Below are 820 nucleotides of genomic sequence, written 5' to 3' on the forward strand. Positions count from 1 at the left end.
GGCACTGTTGCAAAGTTAGCGATGAGGCAGCCTTTTGTCTTATTCAAAGGCCTTACATTTCAAAAACTCTGCTTACCAGGCGCATTTCGCCCAGGGGATCACCATAATAAAATGCTGAGGCCTGGCCTTTGCGTAGTGCACGCATCACCTCAATACCTTTGATGGTGGCGTAAGCCGTCTTCATGGATTTAAATCCCAGCGTGGCGCCGATTATCCGTTTCAGTTTGCCATGATCGCATTCAATCACGTTGTTCCGGTACTTAATCTGTCGGTGTTCAACGTCAGACGGGCACCGGCCTTCGCGTTTGAGCAGAGCAAGCGCGCGACCATAGGCGGGCGCTTTATCCGTGTTGATGAATCGCGGGATCTGCCACTTCTTCACGTTGTTGAGGATTTTACCCAGAAACCGGTATGCAGCTTTGCTGTTACGACGGGAGGAGAGATAAAAATCGACAGTGCGGCCCCGGCTGTCGACGGCCCGGTACAGATACGCCCAGCGGCCATTGACCTTCACGTAGGTTTCATCCATGTGCCACGGGCAAAGATCGGAAGGGTTACGCCAGTACCAGCGCAGCCGTTTTTCCATTTCAGGCGCATAACGCTGAACCCAGCGGTAAATCGTGGAGTGATCGACATTCACTCCGCGTTCAGCCAGCATCTCCTGCAGCTCACGGTAACTGATGCCGTATTTGCAGTACCAGCGTACGGCCCACAGAATGATGTCACGCTGAAAATGCCGGCCTTTGAATGGGTTCATGTGCAGCTCCATCAGCAAAAGGGGATGATAAGTTTATCACCACCGACTATTTGCAACAGTGCC

At 52.4% G+C, this 820-nt stretch carries 1 protein-coding gene; it reads right to left on the reverse strand.

Going from position 1 to position 820, the window contains the following annotated elements:
* Positions 1-52: 52 nt before the first annotated feature.
* Positions 53-757, reverse strand: coding sequence for an IS6-like element IS26 family transposase (locus tag ACOTXF_RS23760; RefSeq protein ID WP_001067855.1), 705 nt, complete (start codon positions 755-757; stop codon positions 53-55).
* Positions 758-820: the final 63 nt, after the last annotated feature.

The organism is Enterobacter cloacae complex sp. IR53041 (assembly GCF_049238285.1).
Lineage (GTDB): Bacteria > Pseudomonadota > Gammaproteobacteria > Enterobacterales > Enterobacteriaceae > Enterobacter > Enterobacter roggenkampii.